At 67.6% G+C, this 17,781-nt stretch carries 19 protein-coding genes; 9 read left to right on the top strand and 10 right to left on the bottom strand.

The window, feature by feature from the left end:
* Both XM1_RS01110 and XM1_RS01105 read right to left on the bottom strand, forming a co-directional pair.
* Entirely contained in the window at positions 1 to 633 is a 633-nt protein-coding gene (locus XM1_RS01110; protein ID WP_231920644.1) for a hypothetical protein, read from the bottom strand.
* A 125-nt stretch (positions 634 to 758) separates the two neighbouring features.
* Positions 759 to 1,610, bottom strand: coding sequence for a 23S rRNA (adenine(2030)-N(6))-methyltransferase RlmJ (locus XM1_RS01105; RefSeq protein WP_068428426.1), 852 nt, complete (start codon positions 1,608 to 1,610; stop codon positions 759 to 761).
* Between the two features lie 413 nt (positions 1,611 to 2,023).
* Between XM1_RS01105 and XM1_RS01100 the strand changes: the two genes are divergently transcribed.
* The 6 genes from XM1_RS01100 to XM1_RS01075 all read left to right on the top strand — a co-directional run bounded on the left by XM1_RS01100 (position 2,024) and on the right by XM1_RS01075 (position 7,774).
* Positions 2,024 to 2,548 (top strand): PAS domain-containing protein, encoded by a 525-nt coding sequence (locus XM1_RS01100; protein WP_068428423.1) that lies wholly within the window; start codon positions 2,024 to 2,026, stop codon positions 2,546 to 2,548.
* Entirely contained in the window at positions 2,526 to 3,836 is a 1,311-nt protein-coding gene (locus XM1_RS01095) for a methyl-accepting chemotaxis protein (RefSeq protein WP_068428422.1), read from the top strand. Before XM1_RS01100 ends, XM1_RS01095 begins: the two co-directional genes overlap by 23 nt.
* Positions 3,837 to 4,121: 285 nt before the next feature.
* Positions 4,122 to 5,141 (top strand): aspartate-semialdehyde dehydrogenase, encoded by a 1,020-nt coding sequence (locus XM1_RS01090; protein ID WP_068428421.1) that lies wholly within the window; start codon positions 4,122 to 4,124, stop codon positions 5,139 to 5,141.
* 81 nt (positions 5,142 to 5,222) lie between these two features.
* Positions 5,223 to 6,041, top strand: a complete 819-nt coding sequence (locus tag XM1_RS01085) for an ABC transporter ATP-binding protein (protein WP_068428420.1) — start codon at positions 5,223 to 5,225, stop codon at positions 6,039 to 6,041.
* Positions 6,041 to 6,931, top strand: a complete 891-nt coding sequence (locus XM1_RS01080; RefSeq protein WP_068428419.1) for a hydrogen peroxide-inducible genes activator — start codon at positions 6,041 to 6,043, stop codon at positions 6,929 to 6,931. Before XM1_RS01085 ends, XM1_RS01080 begins: the two co-directional genes overlap by 1 nt.
* Positions 6,932 to 7,006: 75 nt before the next feature.
* Entirely contained in the window at positions 7,007 to 7,774 is a 768-nt protein-coding gene (locus XM1_RS01075) for a class I SAM-dependent methyltransferase (protein ID WP_156428605.1), read from the top strand.
* Between the two features lie 6 nt (positions 7,775 to 7,780).
* Here XM1_RS01075 and XM1_RS01070 read toward each other — a convergent pair whose 3' ends face one another.
* The 7 genes from XM1_RS01070 to pip form a co-directional block, all read right to left on the bottom strand.
* The gene (locus XM1_RS01070) at positions 7,781 to 8,713 is read right to left on the bottom strand and encodes a ribose-phosphate pyrophosphokinase (protein ID WP_068428407.1); all 933 of its coding nucleotides are present in this window, start codon (positions 8,711 to 8,713) and stop codon (positions 7,781 to 7,783) included.
* 102 nt (positions 8,714 to 8,815) lie between these two features.
* Entirely contained in the window at positions 8,816 to 9,631 is an 816-nt protein-coding gene (locus XM1_RS01065; RefSeq protein ID WP_068428406.1) for a hypothetical protein, read from the bottom strand.
* Positions 9,628 to 10,398: a peptidoglycan editing factor PgeF gene (gene pgeF / locus XM1_RS01060; protein ID WP_068428405.1), complete on the bottom strand. Its 771-nt coding sequence runs from the start codon at positions 10,396 to 10,398 to the stop codon at positions 9,628 to 9,630. Before pgeF ends, XM1_RS01065 begins: the two co-directional genes overlap by 4 nt.
* Positions 10,399 to 11,472 (bottom strand): class I SAM-dependent methyltransferase, encoded by a 1,074-nt coding sequence (locus XM1_RS01055; protein WP_068428399.1) that lies wholly within the window; start codon positions 11,470 to 11,472, stop codon positions 10,399 to 10,401.
* Complete coding sequence (gene lgt / locus XM1_RS01050) at positions 11,472 to 12,281, bottom strand: prolipoprotein diacylglyceryl transferase (RefSeq protein WP_068428395.1); 810 nt, start codon at positions 12,279 to 12,281, stop codon at positions 11,472 to 11,474. Before lgt ends, XM1_RS01055 begins: the two co-directional genes overlap by 1 nt.
* On the bottom strand, positions 12,281 to 13,267 hold the full coding sequence (rfaD, locus tag XM1_RS01045; protein WP_068428391.1) for an ADP-glyceromanno-heptose 6-epimerase: 987 nt from the start codon (positions 13,265 to 13,267) through the stop codon (positions 12,281 to 12,283). Before rfaD ends, lgt begins: the two co-directional genes overlap by 1 nt.
* A 63-nt stretch (positions 13,268 to 13,330) precedes the next feature.
* Positions 13,331 to 14,272, bottom strand: a complete 942-nt coding sequence (pip, locus tag XM1_RS01040) for a prolyl aminopeptidase (protein WP_068428384.1) — start codon at positions 14,270 to 14,272, stop codon at positions 13,331 to 13,333.
* A gap of 95 nt (positions 14,273 to 14,367) precedes the next feature.
* Between pip and queA the strand changes: the two genes are divergently transcribed.
* The 3 genes from queA (at position 14,368) to XM1_RS01025 (ending at position 17,225) form a co-directional block, all read left to right on the top strand.
* Positions 14,368 to 15,402 (top strand): tRNA preQ1(34) S-adenosylmethionine ribosyltransferase-isomerase QueA, encoded by a 1,035-nt coding sequence (queA, locus tag XM1_RS01035; RefSeq protein ID WP_068428382.1) that lies wholly within the window; start codon positions 14,368 to 14,370, stop codon positions 15,400 to 15,402.
* Positions 15,403 to 15,528: 126 nt separating this feature from the next.
* Positions 15,529 to 16,656, top strand: a complete 1,128-nt coding sequence (tgt, locus tag XM1_RS01030) for a tRNA guanosine(34) transglycosylase Tgt (RefSeq protein ID WP_068428380.1) — start codon at positions 15,529 to 15,531, stop codon at positions 16,654 to 16,656.
* The gene (locus tag XM1_RS01025; RefSeq protein ID WP_068428376.1) at positions 16,653 to 17,225 is read left to right on the top strand and encodes an isoprenylcysteine carboxylmethyltransferase family protein; all 573 of its coding nucleotides are present in this window, start codon (positions 16,653 to 16,655) and stop codon (positions 17,223 to 17,225) included. Before tgt ends, XM1_RS01025 begins: the two co-directional genes overlap by 4 nt.
* On the opposite strand, the gene XM1_RS01020 is transcribed toward XM1_RS01025, so the two are convergent.
* Complete coding sequence (locus XM1_RS01020) at positions 17,215 to 17,733, bottom strand: invasion associated locus B family protein (protein WP_068428372.1); 519 nt, start codon at positions 17,731 to 17,733, stop codon at positions 17,215 to 17,217. The two genes, XM1_RS01025 and XM1_RS01020, sit on opposite strands and share 11 nt — an antisense overlap.
* Between the last annotated feature and the right edge of the window lie 48 nt (positions 17,734 to 17,781).

Genomic DNA, 17,781 nt, shown 5'->3' with positions numbered 1-17,781 from the left:
CTAGAAGCGATATCCCAGACCGGCGCCGACCGACAGGCCGGTTCCGGGGGATTCGCTGCCGCCGGTCCGGTTGGCGCCGGCCATGCCGCCGACGCTGAACGACGGGCTGACCTGATGGGTCAGGCTGAGCGACATGTTCACTTCGCTGCCGCCGCCATTGGGGATGCTGCGATAGGGATCGGCCAGGGTCAGGGCCGGGTGCTGGGAATTGGGGCTGATACGGCTCCAATCGGTGCGGTTGACCCCCAGGCTGAGCGCCGCCCGGCTGTCATTGCCCCACGAGGCCGAGACGTTGGCGCCGCTGGTGGTCCCGTCGCTGCGCAGTGACGAACTCAGTTGGGCCGGGCCGTTGCCGTAGGCCACATAGCCGCCCACCGCCAGGGGGCTGCCCGGCTGGCCGAAGGGCAGGGGAGACCTGCTGGGGGCCGACACGGCGCCGGCCGACAGCTTTCCGGCCGAGACCAGGGGCAGGCGGGTTTCGCCGAGGCTTACGGCGGGGGCGTCCGAAGGGACCGCGCCGCCGCCGGGAACCAGCCGGGCGGTGGGCGACAGCTCCGCCGAATCCGCCACGCCCGCCGCCCACAGGGGCAGCGCCAGGACGGCGGACAGGACGAGGCGGGCGCAGGTCATCATCGGAAACGAAAAAGCTGTATCGCTTCAGGAAGATATAGGAGAGCGCCGGGCCATGGGGAAGACCCCGGGGGACGCGAAGGCTCTGATTCCTCGCGAGTGTTGCAGTTTTGCACTGCACCATCGGGTCACGACCCGATGGTCTTCTCGGCGATCAGCTGGCGGATCTCCCATGCGCCGGTGTCCGGCGCCACGAGGCCGGTCAGCCAGGGCAGGATCCGCTCCAGGTTCTCGCGCAGCTGCCAGGGCGGGTTGACGACCAGCAGGCCGCTGCCGTTGAGCTTGAAGGGATCGACGGCCGGGCGCAGCAACAGCTCGACCGCCAGGGCCTCCGCCCCGCCCTGGCCGGCGATGGCCTGCAGGAAGGCGTCCACCGGTTCGCGGCCCTTGATGGGGTACCAGGCCATGTAAATTCCGGTGGGCCACAGCTTGCGGGCGCGGCGCAGTGCCGCCAGCAGGCGCTCGAACTCGTTCTTTACCTCGAAGGGCGGATCCATCAGCACCAGGCCGCGCCGCTCGGCCGGCGGCAGCAGACCCTTGGCGGCGGTGTAGCCGTCCAGATGGTGGACGCCCACCCGGCGGTCGCCGTGAAAGCGCGCGCGCAGCGTCTCAACATCCTCGGGGTGCAGTTCCACCAGGGCCATGCGGTCCTGGGGGCGCATCAGGCCGCGCACCAGTTCGGGCGAGCCGGGATAGCGGCGCAGCAGGCCGCCGGCGTTCCACGACCGCACCACCGCCAGATAGGGCTCCAGTTCGGCGGGCGGGTCGTCGGCGTCCAGCACCCGGGCGATGCCGTTCAGGTATTCCCCGGTCTTGTCGGCCTGGGGGGCCTCGAGGTCGTAGGCGCCGATGCCGGCATGGGTGTCGAGCACGAAGAACGGCGTGTCCTTGCGCTTCAGCGCCGCGATGGCCAGGGCCAGGGTGGCGTGCTTCATCACGTCGGCGAAGTTTCCGGCATGATAGGCGTGACGGTAGTTCATTCCCTGCTCTCGCGGCTCAGTCGTCCAGGCGGCGGGAGCATAGGCCGCCGCCGCCCGCCTGCAAAGGGAATGTCGCGGCGGCTGAGGTGAAATAATTATAATAATTAAAAATACGAGACGTGTTGTATCCGAGAGGCGGCGCCTCATCCCAAAGCAATAAGTGGTATGACCTTCGAATAGAGTGGGTGGTGCCTCAGGAGAAGCAAAAGCCTCATGGGATGATGTCGTCGAACGACTGAGTTCGTAGGGTAATGACTCTATTCATCCCCAATACAGACACAATTTGATACATCCTTCTTCATCTTTTCCCAATGAGTATGGTGTAATGTCTGCTGTCGAAGAGCCTCTTGGAAGGGGGCGGAACTGCATTGTTCGGGTAGCTACCCGACTTCTGCTTGCGCGGGGATAAGGTTATGTCGCGTCCTGGTGTATACTTGTCCGGGGTGGAGCGCACGTTCGGCGCTGACGAGATCATCGTCAGCAAGACCGACACCAAGGGGCGGATCATCTACGCCAACGAGGTCTTCCTGCGGATGGCGGGCTTCACCGAGGGCGAGATTCTCAATCAGCCGCACAGCATCATTCGTCATCCCGACATGCCGCGCTGCGTCTTCAAGCTGCTGTGGGACACCATCGAGACGGGCAAGGAAATCTTCGCCTACGTGAAGAACCGCTCGAAAAACGGCGATCATTACTGGGTGCTGGCCCATGTGACCCCCACCTTCGACAAGTCGGGCAAGATCGTCAGCTACCATTCCAACCGCCGGTCGCCCCGGCGCGACGCGGTGGCCAAGGCCGAAGCCCTCTACCAGGAACTGCTCGCCATCGAGAATGGCCACGACGACCGCAAGGTCGGCATGGAGACGGCCTTCCAGGCCGTGGTCGCCAAACTGCAAGGCGCGGGAGTGCCCTACGATGAATTCGTCTTCTCTCTCTAGGGCTCTGGCCGCCGCGGTCCTGGCCGCGGCTCTGTGCGGCGTCGGCGCGGTGATCGCCGCCACCCGCGGCGCGCTGCTCGATTCGGGCGCCATGGCGCTGGCGGCGCTGGGCGCCCTTGCCGTGCTGTTCTACGTCAACAAGGCGCGGGGCAGCGTCAACCGGGCCTGCTCGGTCCTGGCCGAGGCCGGAGCCGGCCGCCTGGACGTGCGCGTGGTCGGCATCACCGAGGGCGGCGTGCTCGGCCAGTTGGACAAGTCGATCAACCGTCTGCTGGACCTTACCGAGGTTTTCACCAAGGAGGCCGACGCCGCCATGGCGCTGACCTCCGAGGGCCGCTATTTCCGCCATATCCTCACCGACGGCCTGGTGGGCGAATTCGCCGACCATGCCCGCCTGATCAACAAGGCGCTGTCCGAAATGGAAAAGCGCGCCCAGGCCTTCAGCGCCGAGGCCACGGGCGTGGGCAACACCATCAAGCATGTGACCGGCGTGGTGGCCGCCACCGCCACCGAGCTGGAAGCCACCGCCCAGCAGATGTCGGACATCGCGTCCCAGACCAGCGAGCAATCCACCCGGGTGGCAGGCGCCGCCGAGGACGCCTACACCCATGTGGAGGCGGTGGCCGCCGCCGCCGAGCAGGTGTCGTCGGGCATTCGCGATGTGGCCGAGCGGATTCAGAACTCGGCCCGCATGGCGCAGGAGACGGTGCGGGTCGCCACCGAGACGGACGAGGCCATCAACGGCCTCAACGCCGCGGCGCAGAAGATCGGCGAGGTGGTCAACCTGATCACCGAGATCGCCAGCCAGACCAACCTCTTGGCCTTGAACGCCACCATCGAGGCGGCGCGGGCCGGCGAGGCGGGCAAGGGTTTCGCCGTCGTCGCCAACGAGGTCAAGCATCTGGCCAACCAGACGGCGCGCGCCACCGACGAGATCTCCAGCCAGATTGACGGCATGCGCCAGGCCACCGGCCAGGCGGTGGGCGCGGTGCGTAACATCGCCGGCAAGATCCGCGAGATCAACGACAACGCCACCGGCATCGCCGCCACCACCGAGCAGCAGAGCGCGGCGGTGGCCGAGATGAGCCGCTCCATCCGCACCGTCGCCGCCGACGTGCAGACGGTGGCCGACACCATCGGCGAGGTGGCCTCGACTGCCGGCACCGCCACCGACGCCGCCGGCCAGGTGCTGATCGCCGCCGGCGATCTGGCCAGCCGTACGGTCAGCATGAACGACGACATCGATTCCTTCGTCTCGCGGGTGTGCTCGGGCATCAAGGGGGCTTAAGCCCTTTCCTTTCCCCTTGCGCCCGCCCGGCGCTTCCGTTAAAGCTACGCCTCCGATGGAGGAAACCATGTTCGTCTGCTTGTCCAAGGCAAACGCATTTCGCGTCCGGGGCTCGGCCTCGGCGGCGGCCTTCGTCACTACCAAAACCGGCACCACCAAGACCGCTTGAGCGGGCCGGTTCGTCACGATTGCACGAAAAAGGCCCGCGGAAAGCTTCCCGCGGGCCTTTTCGCATCTCGATCAGGCGCCTGGGAACCAAGGGCTTAGGAAAACGGAGAGGACAAGATGGGTTACAAGGTTGCTGTGATCGGCGCTACCGGCAATGTGGGCCGGGCGATGCTTCAAATCCTGGCGGACCGCAAGTTCCCGGCGGACGAGGTGGTGGCCCTGGCCTCCGAGCGCTCGGTCGGCCGCGAGGTCTCGTTCGGCGACGACAAGATTCTGAAGTGCAAGGACCTGGCCACCTTCGACTTCAAGGGCATCGACATCGCCCTGTCGTCGCCGGGCGCCAAGGTCTCGGCCATCCACTCCCCGCGCGCCGCCGCCGCCGGGGCCGTGGTGATCGACAACACCTCGCATTTCCGCATGGACCCCGACGTGCCGCTGGTGGTGCCCGAGGTCAACCCGGAAGCCATCGCCGGTTACAAGAAGCGCGGCATCATCGCCAACCCCAATTGCTCGACCATCCAGATGGTGGTGGCGCTGAAGCCCCTGCACAAGCTGGGCAAGATCAAGCGCGTGGTCGTCTCGACCTACCAGTCGGTGTCGGGCGCCGGCAAGGAAGGCATGGACGAGCTCTACGACCAGACCAAGGGCGTGCTGGTCCATGACGCGGTCAAGCCGCAGAAGTTCGCCAAGCAGATCGCCTTCAACCTGATTCCCCAGATCGACGTCTTCATGGAAGACGGCTCGACCAAGGAAGAGTGGAAGATGGTGGTGGAGACCCACAAGATCCTCGACCCCGACATCGCGGTGAACGCCACCTGCGTGCGCGTGCCGGTGTTCGTCAGCCACTCGGAATCCATCAACGTGGAATTCGAGCGCCCGGTCAGCGTCGAGGAGGCCACCAAGGCCCTGTCCGAAGCCGAAGGCGTGGTGGTTCTCGACACCCGCGAGCCCGGCGGCTACATCACCCCGCTCGAGACCTCGGGCGAGGATCCGGTCTATGTCAGCCGCATCCGCAAGGACCCCACCGTCAAGAACGGCCTGTCCTTCTGGTGCGTCGCCGACAACCTCAGGAAGGGCGCGGCCTTGAACGCCGTGCAGATCGCCGAGGTGCTGATCCGCGATCATCTGAAGAAGTAGGTCTTCCCGGCATACGCGACGAGCGGCCACCCCACCAGGGTGGCCGTTTGCTTTTGGGGGCAGGCGGTCTATCCTGTTCCCATGAACCAGACGACCTCAGAACCGGTGGAAATCCGTATCGAAGGCCTGACCAAGGCGTTCGATGGCCATCAGGTGCTGCGCGGCGTCGACCTCGACATCCATGCCGGCGCCTTCATCGCGGTGGTGGGGGGATCGGGTTGCGGCAAGAGCGTGCTGCTCAACCATGTTCTCGGCCTGATGCAGCCCGATGGCGGGCGGGTGCTGGTGGCCGATCCCGAACGAACCGACGGCACTCTGCTCGACCTTGCCGCCCTGGATGCCGACCGCATGGCCGACATCCACGTCCATTGGGGCGTGGTGTTCCAGCGCAACGCCCTGTTCTCGGGCACGGTGCTGGACAATATCGGCCTGTGGCTGGAAGAGGTCGGCCATATGGGCCAGGGCGACATCGAGCGGGTGGCGCAACGGGTGCTGGCGGCGGTGGGCCTGCCCGGCAGTCCCGAGTTTCTGGAGGGAAGGGTGGAATCCCTGTCGGGCGGCATGGCCAAGCGCATCGCCATCGCCCGCGCCTTGGCCATGAAGCCCCGTTGCATGTTCTTCGACGAGCCGACCACCGGTCTGGACCCGGTCACCGCCTCGCAGATCCAGGACCTGCTGCTGTCCACCCATGTGGACGAAAGCGACGGGCGGGCGCTCACCACCATCGTCGTGACCCACGACAAGGACCTTTTGTACCGGCTGCGGCCGCGGGTGGTGATGCTGCATGAGGGACGGGTGTCGTTCGATGGGCCGTTCGAGGAATTCGAGGCCTCGGACTCGCCTATCATCCGGCCCTATTTCGAGTTGATGCCGGTGCTGCACCAGGGGGAACACGGCTGATGTCGTCCTATCTGCCGACGCTCCGGCAATTGCGCTATCTGGTCGCCATCGACGAGCACCGCCATTTCGGCCGGGCGGCCGAAGCCTGCCTCGCCACCCAGAGCACGCTGTCGGCGGGATTGCAGGAACTGGAGAACCTGCTGGGCGTCACCCTGGTGGAACGCACCAAGCGCAAGGTGCTGATGACGCCGCTGGGCGAGGAGGTGGCGGCCCGTGGGCGTGAATTGCTGCGGGGCGCCGAGGACATCGCCGATCTGGCCCGCGCCCACGGCAAGCCGCTGTCCGGGCGCCTGCGCCTGGGGGTGATTCCCACCATCGCCCCGTTCCTGCTGCCCCGCGCCCTGCCGGGGCTGCGCCGCCTCTATCCCGAGCTGAAGCTGGTCCTGCGCGAGGACCTGACGGCGCGCCTGCTGGAGCGGCTGGCGGCCGGCGACCTGGACGCGGCGGTTCTCGCCCTGCCCTACGACGCTCCCGAGATGGAGATGGAGGCGCTGTTCACCGATCCCTTCGTGCTGGCCTGTCCGTCCGGCCACCCCCTGGCGGCCAAGGACAGCGTCGGCGGCGCCGATCTGGCCGACGCGGACCTGTTGCTGCTGGAGGAGGGGCATTGCCTGCGCGACCATGCCTTGGCCGCCTGCTCCCTGCCGGCGCCCAAGCGGGGTGAGGGCATGCTGGGCACCTCGCTCGGCACCCTGGTGCAGATGGTTGCCACCGGCATGGGGGTGACGCTGCTGCCCCGATTGGCGGTGGAGGCGGGCATCCTGGCGGGGACCGATCTGGTCACCCGGCCCCTGATCGGCGGCGGCGCCCGCCTGCTGGGCCTGGCCTGGCGCAAGTCCAGCGCCAGGAAGGACGAATTTCGCTTGTTGGGGGAAGCGCTGTTTTCATGAGCGCATGTCATTTGGTAGTCTTCGCGGCCCCGGTGACGGCCAGTCGCCGTGCCTCTTGAAGGGTTAGTGACCGAGATGAGCATTCTGCCGAAGTTGATGAAGGCGTACCGCGATCAGGGCCTGAACCCGTTGACCGGCTATAATCCGGCCCACTTCAACGGCTTTTCTGATGCCCCGTTCACCCAATTCCTGAACCAGGATAAGCAACTGGTCGGCTTTCTCGGGCTGGCGTTGCAGGAAATCATGTTCCTGGAAGCGCTCGGCGGGGTGCTGTCGCCAAGGAACATCCTGGTCATCGGCAACGCCCATGGCTGGAGCACCGTGGCGCTGTCCATGATCTTTCCGCAGGCCAAGGTGGTCGCCATCGATCCCGGCGTGGACGGCAACGCGCTGACCAACCGGATCGCGGCGGCCAATGGCCTGAACATGCGGGCGGTCGAGGGCTATTCGCCCCAGGCGGTCGCGCCGGTGGTGGCCGGGCATCTGAGCGGCAAGCCCGATCTGGTCCTGGTCGACGCGGTACATACCAACGAGGCTATCGTCGAGGATTTCCTGGCCTGCCGCGCCGTCGCCTCGAACGATGTCGTCTGGCTGTTCCACGACGTGATCAACTGCAGCCTCGTGGACGGCGTCAACCGTATCCGCGAGATCAGCGGGCTTACGGTCCAGGTTCTGACCCGCACCGCTTCGGGGATCGCCGTCGCCTATGGCGCCGCGCCGCAGGACTTCATCGACTACGTGGAGTGCTTTACCGACGCCAACATGAACGCCTTCCGGGCGTACCGGCGCATGGCCATCGACACGGCGGTCGACAGGCTGAGCGGGCAGATCGCCAAGCTGTAAGGCGGCTCAGTCGAACAGGCTGGAGACCGAACGCTCCTCGCTGATGCGCGAGATGGACTCGGCCATCAGGGGGGCGATGGTGACCTGGCGGATGTTGCGGGCCATCTTCACCGCCTCGGTGGCGGGGATGGAATCGGTGATCACCAGTTCTTCCAGCGGCGAGTTGGTGACGCGTTCCACCGCCTTGCCCGACAGCACGCCATGGGTGACGAAGGCGGCCACCGACACGGCTCCGGCCTTCATCAGCGCCTCGGCGGCGTTGCACAGCGTGCCGGCGGAATCGACGATGTCGTCCACCATGATGCAGCGGCGGCCCTTGACGTCGCCGATGATGTTCATCACCTCGGACACGCCGGCGCGCTCGCGCCGCTTGTCGATGATGGCCAGGTCGGCGTCGATGCGGCTGGCGATGGCCCGCGCCCGCACCACGCCGCCCACGTCGGGCGACACCACCATGACGTCGTCGCCCTGATAGCGGGCGCGGATGTCGTTGGTGAACACCGGGGCGGCGTAGAGGTTATCCAGCGGAATGTCGAAGAAACCCTGGATCTGGCCCGAGTGGAGGTCCAGCGTCACCACGCGGTCGGCGCCGGCGGTGGTGATCAGGTTGGCCACCAGCTTGGCCGAGATGGGCGAGCGGGGCGACGACTTGCGGTCCTGGCGGGCATAGCCGAAATAGGGGATCACCGCCGTGACGCGCCGGGCCGACCCGCGACGCAGCGCGTCGAGCGTGACCAGCAGCTCCATCAGGTTATCGTTGGCGGGATAGCAGGTGGACTGGATGACGAAGACATCCTCGCCACGCACGTTCTCGTGAATTTCGACGAACACCTCGTTGTCCGAGAACCGGCGGATCACCGCCTTGGTGATGGACATAGTGAGATATTCGGCGATCGCTTCCGCGAGAGGCCGGTTGCTGTTGCAAGCGAGGATTTTCATGTTGGATACCGCCGGGTTAGCGCGCTGCCGCGCTGACGTGAAACCGGCACCCGTATAACAGCCGGATACCCGTCCTGTAAACTGATGCCTATGACCGGCCGATTATTTCTGAGGTATGGCGGCTATGATGTCGGCGATGCCCTCGGCGCCACCGGCGGCGATATCGCCGGCCAGCGCGCCCCAGGGGCCGGACAGCCGCCCCTTGGGCAGCGCGCCCTGCTGGGCGGCCTTGCCCAGTTCCTCGCCGGTGCGGGCGTCCAGGACGATCCAGGCGACGTCGAGAACCTCCTCGCCGGGACGGCCCGGCACCAGGGTGACGCGCCCCCTGACGATCAGTTCCGCCTCGGCCCCGGCCAGCACCAGCCCCAAGCGCCGAAGCGCGATGCCCAGGGCCTTGGGCAGGGCGGAATCGCCATCGCCGGGCAGCCCGCCCAGCTTTTCGATCCGGATGGTGGGCACGCGGGGCGGGGCGGCGGAGGCCTCCGCCGTTTCGCCGTGCAGAGTCGCGGCGTAGCGGGCCACCAGCTCGTCGGCCAGCCGGTCGATGGTGGCCGGGCCGGCCTTGTCCCACAGCGCGCTGGGGACGGTTTGGGTGAATTCCACCGGGGTGTCGCCATCGGGCGCGATCAGGCGCCAGCGGAGCGTCTTGGCGGCGATGGTGGTCTCGGTGGCGGCGTCCAGCACCCAGCTGCCGCTGGCGGCGTTGCGCGTCGAGGCGGGGATGTCCTGGTCCGTCAGGCGTTTGATGATGGCGCGGACCAGGGCCTGGTCGCTGGGGCCGTCGCCCGGCGGGCGCACCACCACGCCACGGGGCCCCGGCGGGGCCACCGCCGCGTTGATTCCGTCGTGGCGGAACGGCTGGGGCAGGTCGCCGCAGGCGGCGACGAGCAGCACAAGCAGGACGGAAAGAAGCCTCATCGGTCCAGCATGATCACCGAGAGCTGGCGGCCGTAATCGGCCTCGCCCCTGAGGGTGGCGCGGCGATAGCTGAAGAAGCGGGCCTCGTCGCGCAGCGTGTCGGCAGGCACGCGGGTCACCTCGTGGACGCCCAGCCGGGACAGCTTGCGCGAGATGTAACCCGGCAGGTCGAACAGGTGGTGGCCGGGCTTGGCCGGCGAGGGGGCGAAGAAATCGGCGTTCTCGGCCGCCTCGGCCAGGAAGGGGGCGGGGAATTCCGGCCCGACCTCGTAATTGCGGTGCCCGATGCACGGCCCGATGGCGGCGACGATCTTGGGCTTCCTGGCGCCCATCTCGACCATGGTGGCGACGGTGTTCTCCAGCACGCCGCCCAGGGCGCCCTTCCAGCCGGCATGGGCCGCGCCGATGATGCCCGACTTGCCGTCGGCGAACAGCACCGGGGCGCAATCGGCGGTGAGGATGCCCAGCGCCACGCCCGGCTGGTCGGTGACCAGGGCGTCGGCCTTGGGAGCGTCGCCCGGCTCCCACGGCGTCTTCACCTTCACCACGTCGCTGGAATGGGTCTGGTAGAGGGTGACCAGGGCCTCTTCCGGCAGGTCCAGCAGCGCCATGGCGCGGCGGCGGTTTTCCCTGACCGCGTCGGGCTTGTCGCTGGATCCCGGGCCGCAATTGAGCGAGGCGTACAATCCTTCGGATACGCCGCCCTCGCGGGTGAAGAAGCCGTGGCGGATGCGGACGAACTCGTTGAGGGCCGACAGGGTGATCATTTAGGCGGATTCCAGGCCGGGGGGGACGGGCAGAAGGGGGGCGGCGAGCGCCAGGACCTTGAACAGGGTGCCCATTTCGCCGGGATCGATCAAGCGCCGTGCGCCACGGGCCAGTTCGGTGGCCTGCTCCGTGGTGGCGTTGGTCATCAGCATGCGGGCCCGTTCCTCGAGCCCCAAGCTGGCCAGGAAGCGGCCCTGGGGCACCGGGCCATGGGCCTTGGCGAGGCCCTGGGCGGCCTCGGCCAGGGCCTGGAAGTCCACATGGGCGGTGATGTCGGCATGGCCCGGCTGGGACAGCACCGGGTGATGCTTGTGGGCCTTCAAGGCCTGGAGCGAATCGCCGGCGGCGCTTTTCTCGTAGCCGTAATCGACGATCAGGGCCGCGCCGCCCTGATGGGCCAGCCGTTTGGCGATGGCGCGGGCCAGATCGCGGCCCTGGGGGCAGATCTCGGCCAGGGCGCCGTCGGGGGCGGCCAGCACGGCGGGCGCCAGGGGCGGCTCGACCACCGCCGGGCCAAGGGCGAAGGCGAAGGCCCCGGTCTCGTCCAGGCCCACCATCCGCTCGTGCCAACGGCCGTCGGCCTTTTCCAGTTGGCGGATGGGCAGGGCGTCGAACAGCTCGTTGGCCACCAGCAGCAGCGGCCCGTCGGGCAGGTCCTCGAAACGCTGGTGCCAGGTGACGTTCCGCCCCGTCAGGGTCTGGCGCTGGCGGTTGGCCAGGGCCGGGCTGGTCTCGACCAGATGCACCTCCAGAGCCTTGGCAAACGGCGGCAGGGCGCTTGCGGCGCGCAGCAGGTCGGCCATCAGGGTGCCGCGCCCCGGCCCCATCTCGGCCAGCACCACGCGCTCGGGCGCACCCATGCTCTGCCAGACCAGGGCGCACCACAGGCCGATCAGCTCGCCGAACATCTGGCTGACTTCCGGCGCGGTGATGAAGTCGCCGGCCATGCCGAACGGGTCGCGGCCCATGTAATAGCCATGCTCAGGGTGGCCCAGCGCCTCGGCCATGAAGGTCTCGACGGAAATCGGCCCCGTCGCCCGAATGCGTTCGGCGAGAATTCCCGAGAGAGGCATCAAGCGGTCTTCGGTCCGCGCCGCCACGCCCAGACCAGCAGGCCCAAGCCGACCAGCACCTGGGGGATGGACAGCAGCTGGCCCATGGTGGCACCGCCCCACAGGAAGCCCAGATGGGCGTCGGGCTGGCGGAAGAACTCGGCCGTAATGCGGCCCAGTCCGTAGCCGGCCAGGAATACGCCGGACAACGCGCCGGCGCGGAAGCGGATGTCGGTGAGCTTCCACAGGCCGAACATGACCAGAAACAGCAGCGCGCCTTCCAGCCCGGCCTCGTACAGCTGGCTGGGGTGGCGCGGCAGCGGCCCGCCGCCGGGGAAGACCATGGCCCATTCCACGTCGAGGGCGGGCCGCCCGAACAGCTCGCCGTTGACGAAATTGGCGATGCGGCCGAAGAACAGGCCGATGGGCACGGCGCAGCAGATGACGTCGCCCACCTGGAACAGGTTGCGCTTGCGGAAGTGGGAAAAGGCGATGATGCCGATGATCACGCCCAGCGCGCCGCCGTGGAACGACATGCCGCCCTGCCAGACCATGGGAATCTCCAGCGGGTTGGCGAGATAGTGGAGCGGCTTGTAGAACAGCACGTAGCCCAGCCGGCCGCCCAGCACCACGCCCATGGTGGCCCAGACCAGGAAGTCGTCGACCTCTTCCTCGGTCATGGCATTGGGCGGGCGGGACACCAGGAACTTGACGTAGCGCCAGCCCAGCATCAGCCCGGCGATATAGGCCAGCGCGTACCAGCGGATGGCGAACGGCCCCAGCTGCAGCGCGATGGGATCGATCTGGGGATAGGCCAGCGCGAGGGTCATCAGCGGTACGGGTCCGCAGAGGCTAGGAAGCGCTTCACGTACATCTCGACGCCGTCCTCCAGCGAGGTGAAGGGCTTGGAATAGCCGGCACGGTGCAAGCGTTCCATCTTGGCCTGGGTGAAGTACTGGTACTTGTCCCTGATCTCGATGGGGGTGTCGCGGAACTTGATCTGCGGCTCGCGGCCCACGGCGCGGTAGACGGCGTTGGCGAGGTCGAGGAACGAGCGCGCCTTGCCGGTGCCCACGTTGAACAGGCCGCTGACCTTGGGGTTCTCGATCAGCCACATGATCACGTCCACCACGTCGCCGACCCAGATGAAGTCGCGCAGCTGGCCGCCATCGGGGTACTTGGGATTGTGGGACTTGAACAGCTGATAGGCGGCGTTCTTCTCGGCGTGGGGATAGACCTGGGCCACCACGCTCTGCTGGCCGCCCTTGTGGTACTCGTTGGGGCCGTAGACGTTGAAGAACTTGAGGCCCGCCCATTGCGGCGGCTTGCGCGAGCCGGCCCACACCTTGCGCGCCACCCGGCGGTCGAACAGGTGCTTGGACCAGCCGTAGGCGTTCAAGGGGCGCAGTTTCGCCAGGTGCTCCATGGTGCTGTCGTCGTCGAAGCCCACCGTGCCGTCGCCATAGGTGGCGGCTGAGGAAGCGTAGATGAAGCGTACGTTGTGCAGCGCGCACCACTTCCACAGCGCCAGCGACAGCGAGAAGTTGTTGGCCAGGATCTTGTCGGCGTCGGTCTCGGTGGTGGCCGAGATGGCGCCCATGTGGATCACCATCTCCATGTGCTTGGCGTTGGCTTCCAGGAAGTCGAAGATCTGCTCGGGGTGGACGATGTCGGCCAGCTCGCGCTTGGCGATGTTCTGCCACTTGGTGCCCGAGCGCAGGCGGTCGCACACCACCAGCTTGCCCGCCCCCCGCTCCTCGAGGGCCGCCAGGATGTTGGAACCGATGAAGCCGGCTCCGCCGGTGACGAGGATCATGGGGCGCTCCGCGACTGGGAATTGTCCGCGACTCTTATAGGCCGGGACGGGAAGGCCCGCAAGTTACCGTCTGATCCTCATCTTCATGCGCTCGACCGCGTCGACCAGGCCGGCGCGGGTGCCGGGCTCCATGGCCGAGTGGCCGGCGTCGGGAATGATGCGCAGCTCGCAATTGCCCCAGGCCCGCGCCAGGTCGTCGGCTGAACTGGGCGGGCAGACCATGTCGTAGCGGCCCTGGACGATGATGGCCGGCAGATGGCGGATTCTGTCGAGGTCCGCCAAAAGCTGATTGGGGCGCATGAAGCCGTCATGGGCCATGTAATGGGCCTCGATGCGGGCCAGGGCCAGGGTGGTGGGGCCGTCGCCCATCCCGTTCTCGTCACGGGGCAGCAGGCGGGCGCAGGCCTCCTCGTAGGCGCACCACGTGCGGGCGGCGGGCATATGGATCATGGGGTCGGGGTGGTTGAGCCGCCGGAGATAGGAGGCAAGCGGATGGTCGCGCTCGGCCTCGGGCAGGAAGGTGATGAACTGGCGCCGCGCCTCGGGAAAGAAATGGCCCATGCCGTTCATGAACCACTCCACCTCTTCCGGCCGGAACAGGAAGACGCCGCGCATGACGAAGCCGGTGCAGCGCTCAGGGAAGGCCTCGCCATAGGCCAGCGCCAGCGTGCTGCCCCACGAGCCGCCGAACAGCAGCCAGCGATCCACGCCCAGGTGGTGGCGCAGCGCTTCCAGGTCGGCTACCAGATGGGCGGTGGTGTTGGCCTCCACCGAGGCGACAGGGCGCGAGCGCCCGCTGCCGCGCTGGTCGAACAGCACGATGCGCCAGAACGAGGGGTCGAAGAAGCGGCGATAGGTGGGCGCCGTGCCCGCCCCCGGCCCCCCATGGACGAAGACCGCCACCGGGCCGTCGGGATTGCCCGACACCTCCCAGTAAAGACTGTGGCCGTCCCCCACGGCCAGCATGCCCGAGGCGTGGGACTCGAACGGGGCAAACAGCTCCATGGAATCTCCTCTTTCGCTTGTTTCCAATATGGCACGGGCGCCGTCGGCCTGCGAGTGCTTGACGGTAGGTATTCGCACGGCCTAAACCCGCCCTCATGAAAGTGGACGATTTCGACTTCGACCTGCCGCGCGAGATGATCGCCGAACGTCCCGCCTGCCCACGGGATGCGGCGCGGCTGCTGCATGTTCCCGCTAATGGCGGTCTGGTGGACCTCGGCATCCGCGACCTGCCGTCGCTGCTGGCGCCCGGCGACATCCTGGTGTTCAACGACACCAGGGTGATTCCCGCCCGCCTGTTCGGTAAACGGGGGCTGGCGGGGGTCGAGGTGACGCTGCACCAGCGCACCGGCCTGGCCCAGTGGAAGGCCTTCGCCCGCCCGGCCAAGAAGCTTCGGCCCGGCGACCGGGTGGACTTCGCCGAGGGGTTCTTCGCCTCCGTCGCCGAAAAGGGCGAGATGGGCGAGGTGACGCTGGATTTCGACCGTTCGGGCGAGGATCTGATGGCGGCGCTGGAAGCCCACGGCCGCCTGCCGCTGCCGCCCTATATCCGCCAGGGCGAGGCCGACGAGCGTGACCGGGGCGATTACCAGACCGTCTTCGCCCGCCAGAAGGGGGCGGTGGCCGCGCCCACCGCCGGGCTGCACTTCACGCCGGAACTGCTGGCGGCCTTGGACGCGCGCGGCATCCGTCGCGTCACCGTCACCTTGCATGTGGGGGCGGGGACCTTCCTGCCGGTCAAGGTGGATGATACCGACGACCACCGCATGCATCAGGAAATCGGCGTGGTGACCCCCGAGGCCGCCGCCGCCATCAACGCCGCCAAGACGGCGGGCGGACGCGTGGTGGCGGTGGGCACCACCTCGGCCCGTCTGCTGGAAAGCGCCGCCGATCCGCTGGGCACGCTGCGGCCCTTCGATGGCGCCACCGACATCTTCATCACGCCGGGCCACGCCTTCCGGCTGGTGGACGTGCTGCTCACCAATTTCCACCTGCCGCGCTCGACCCTGTTCATGCTGGTTTCGGCCCTGTGCGGCCTTCCACGCATGAAGGCGGCCTACGAGCATGCCAAGGCGGCGGGCTACCGCTTCTACTCCTACGGCGATTGCTGCCTGCTGGAGAGGAAGACTTGATCGTTAGTCCCGTCATGCGCGGGCTTGACCCGCGTATCCACGTGTGTCCGTTTGGCATCGTGCCGCCGGTCGGACGTGGGTGGCCGGAACAAGTCCGGCCATGACGAGAAAAGTTGAGAGCGCCTCATGACCGAATTCTCCTTCGAACTCCTGGCCACCGATGGCGCCGCTCGGCGGGGCCGCGTGCAGACCGCCCACGGTCCCATCGACACCCCGGCCTTCATGCCGGTGGGCACGGCCGGCACGGTCAAGGCCATGCTGCCGGCTTCGGTGGCCGCCACCGGCGCACAGATCGTGCTGGGCAACACCTATCACCTGATGCTGCGCCCGGGGGCCGAGCGGGTGGCGCGCTTAGGCGGGTTGCACAAGTTCATGAACTGGCCGGGACCGATCCTCACCGATTCCGGCGGGTTCCAGGTGATGAGTCTGGCCAAGCTCCGGAAGATGGACGCCGACGGCGTCACCTTCCAGTCGCACCATGACGGCTCGAAGCACCGCCTGACGCCGGAAAGCTCCATGGAGATCCAGCGCCTGCTGGACGCCGACATCACCATGGCCTTCGACGAATGCACCCCCTTTCCCGCCACCCATGAACAGGCGGAAGAGAGCATGCGTCTGTCCATGCGCTGGGCGCGCCGCTCCAAGGAGGCGTTCGTGGCGCGGGAGGGCTATGGCCTGTTCGGCATCGTCCAGGGCGGCGTTTACCCGGACCTGCGGGCGGAATCGGCCAAGGCCCTGCTGGAGATCGGCTTCGAGGGCTATGCCGTGGGCGGGCTGGCGGTGGGCGAGGGCCAGGACGCCATGTTCGCCACGCTGGACGTCACCACGCCCTTGTTGCCCGCCGATAAGCCCCGCTACCTGATGGGGGTGGGCCGCCCGTCGGACATCATCGGCGCGGTGGGGCGCGGCATCGACATGTTCGATTGCGTCATGCCCACCCGCTCGGGCCGCACCGCCCAAGCCTTCACCCGGCGCGGCACCGTCAATCTGCGCAACGCCCGGCACCAGGACGATCCCCGGCCGCTGGAAGAGGGCTGCCCCTGTCCGGCCTGCCGCGACCACAGCCGAGCCTATCTCCACCACCTGATCCGGTCCGAGGAGATATTGGGGCCCATGCTGCTGACCTGGCATAACATCCAGGCCTACCAGACCCTGACGGCGGGCTTGCGCGCGGCCATCGCCGAAGGCCGCTTCGCCCAGTTCGCGGCGGAGGCGGCGGCACTGGAAGAGATGGGGGACATTCCGCCGCTATGAGCGGCCATCTCGCCTATCTTCTGGCCTGGATCGCCTTCGGCCTGTCCCACAGCGCGCTGGCCGGACGCGATCTCGCCGGGCGCTGGTCGCGCATTGTATACAATATCATCGCCGTCGCCGCCTTCCTCGCCGTGGGCGGGGTGGGAGCCCGGGCGCTGGGGGGCGAGCCCGCCTTCGATCTGCCGCTCTGGGCCAGGCTGGGGCTGGGGGCGGTGCATCTGGCCGGCTGGGCGGTGATGCTGCTGTCGGCCCGCTATTACGACCTGGGGCGGCTGGGGGGATTGAGCCAGCTGCGCCATCCCGACCAGCCGCAAGACGAGTCGCTTCGCCTGGACGGCCCCCACGCCTGGGTGCGTCATCCCCTGTATGCCGGGGCCTTCCTGATCCTGTGGGGGGCGGCGGCTTCGCCGCTGGGCCTCGCCACAGCATTGTGGGGAAGCCTTTACCTGCTGGTGGGCACCTATTGCGAGGAGCGCCGCCTGCTGGCCCGCTATGGCGAGGATTACGCCGCCTATCGGGCCAGGGTGCCCGCCTTCGTGCCGTGGCGGGGGCGGATTCCTACCGCTTGACTCCGCAGGCCTTGTCGGCGGCGGACAGGGCGTCGGAGAAGCCCGACAGCGGGAAGGCGGCGGCCACGTCGGTTCCCTTGGCCGGGCTGGCGTGCAGGATGGCTTCCTTGCCCCTCTGCAGGCTGGTGACGATGGCCTTGTCGGCCTTGGAATCGTCGGCCCAGGCGCGGTCGCCCTTGGTGAACAGCGAGTGCTTCATGGCGCCCACCTGCAGTTCGACCTTGGAGTCCTTCTTGAACCCATAGACGCCGTTGATGCTGACCTCGTCGCTGCTCTTGGCGCCGGGGCGATGGGTGACGATCAGGTAGGTGGTGGTGGGCTTGCCCTTCTCGCCGCCGGTGACCTTGCCGGCGGTGGCGGCCAGATAGCAGGTGGCGGCCTTGCCCTCGGTGTAGGAGAAGGCCTCCCACTCGCCGAACTTGCCCAGGCGCTTGGTGGCGTCGGCGGCGAGGGCCGTGCCGGTGGATGCGAAGACGGCGGCGGCGATGATGAGCGAACGGGCGATCATGGGCAGGAATCCTCGGCTGGCATCTGGAATCTTAATAGCCGTCAAAGA

The sequence above is a fragment of the Magnetospirillum sp. XM-1 genome (assembly GCF_001511835.1).
Taxonomy (GTDB): Bacteria; Pseudomonadota; Alphaproteobacteria; order Rhodospirillales; family Magnetospirillaceae; genus Phaeospirillum.
The sequence above is the reverse complement of the archived record's forward strand: the minus strand, read 5'-3'. Positions and strand labels throughout refer to the sequence as shown.